General features: G+C 72.8%; 2 protein-coding genes. Both read left to right on the top strand.

Annotated features, from left to right (window positions below; all coding sequences use genetic code 11):
• The coding region (locus G3N92_RS33985) for a hypothetical protein (protein WP_206131863.1) at positions 1-199 on the top strand (199 nt) is incomplete at its 5' end.
• Positions 200-297: 98 nt separating this feature from the next.
• A partial coding sequence (locus G3N92_RS33980; RefSeq protein WP_206131862.1) for a LysR family transcriptional regulator occupies positions 298-1,527 on the top strand: 1,230 nt, incomplete at its 3' end.

Here is a 1,527-nt window from a genome sequence, read left to right as displayed (position 1 = left end):
TGGCAGGCAGAGACTAACGCTGGTGCCAATCGACACGCAGTGGCTGATCGCGACGCTGGGCGCGCTCTGGGCAGGTGCGCGCCACGAAACCTACCCCACGCCGCTAATCGAGCTGTGCGTGTCCGGTAGCGGCGCAGCCGGACGACGGCGAGCGAACGTGGGCGAACCGGCAGGTGCGCGCGGCGCGCTGCCGAGCTGATACGCCGGGCCGCGCCTCGCCTGACGGGCGCGCCCTTCCCCGCGACACTGGCCGAAGCACCCTGCCGCGCCGTCACGCTCGTGTAGCATGGCGGCACCATGCAGCCGAACCTCGGACACCTCAGAACCTTTCTCGCCGTGATCGACACCGGCAGCCTGGCCGGCGCGTCGCGGCAGTTGTTCCGCGTGCAGTCGGCCATCACGCGCGCGATCGCGGAACTCGAAGGCAGCGTGGGCGCGCCGTTGTTCCAGCGCACGCCGGCCGGCGTGGTGCCGACGCCGCCGGCCGAGGCGATCCTGCCGCGCGTGCGTTCGGTGATGCGCGATCTGTCGGTCTGGAACCGCCGCAAGGCCGCCGAGCCGCTCGCCGACGATCTCTATCGCGCCGTGCCGGCCGCCGCGCTCAACAACAAGCGCCTCGAAATCTTCTGCCGCCTGCTGCGCTCGCGGCACATGCCGACCGTCGCCAGCCAGATGGGCGTGAGCCAGCCGGCCGTCAGCGCCGCGATCTCGCTGCTGGAGGAATGCGCGCAGGACAAGCTGTTCCTGCGCACCGCGCGCGGCCTGACGCCCACCGCGCGCGCCATCGCGCTCGGCCAGACCACGCGCCACGCGCTCAACGATCTCGCGCGGCTCGCCAGCGACATCGCCGCCGCGCACGGCACGCTGGCCGGCGAAGTGGTGGTGGGCGCGCTGCCGCTGTCGCGCGCCTCGCTGCTGCCCGAGGCGATCGCGCGGCTCGTCGCGCGCGCGCACGGCGTGCAGGTCAGCACCATCGAAAGCCCGTTCGACGATCTGTGCGCGGCGCTGCGCGCGGGCAGCCTCGATTTCATCGTCGGCGCGCTGCGCGAGGCGCGCTACTCCACCGATCTCGAAGTGCACGAACTGTTCGCGGAGCCGCTCGCGATCATCGTCGGCGCGCATCATCCGCTGGCCGCCAAACGGCGCGTGTCGCTGGCTGCGCTGGCCGGCTATCAGTGGATCCTGCCGCGCCGCGACACTCCCTCGCGCGCGCTGCTGGCCGCCGCGTTCGAACTGGCCGGGCAGGCCGAGCCCACGCCCGCCGTCGAAACCGGCGATTCGATGATCGTGCGCGGGCTGCTGGCCCGCTCGACCATGCTGGCGGTGGTGTCGCAAGGGCAGATGGACGCCGATCTGAAGGATGGCGACGTGAAGGCGTTGCCGATCGAACTGGCCGGCACGGTGCGGCCGATCGGCATCATCCGGCGCGCGGGCGTGCTGGCCTCGCCGCCGGCCGCCGCGCTGTTCGACACGATCCGCGACGTGGCGCGCGAGCAGCGCGGGGGGCCGGACACGGCGCACGCCGCA

Source organism: Burkholderia sp. Ac-20379 (genome assembly GCF_017104645.1).
GTDB lineage: Bacteria > Pseudomonadota > Gammaproteobacteria > Burkholderiales > Burkholderiaceae > Burkholderia.
This window is presented reverse-complemented; position numbering and strand designations above follow the sequence as displayed.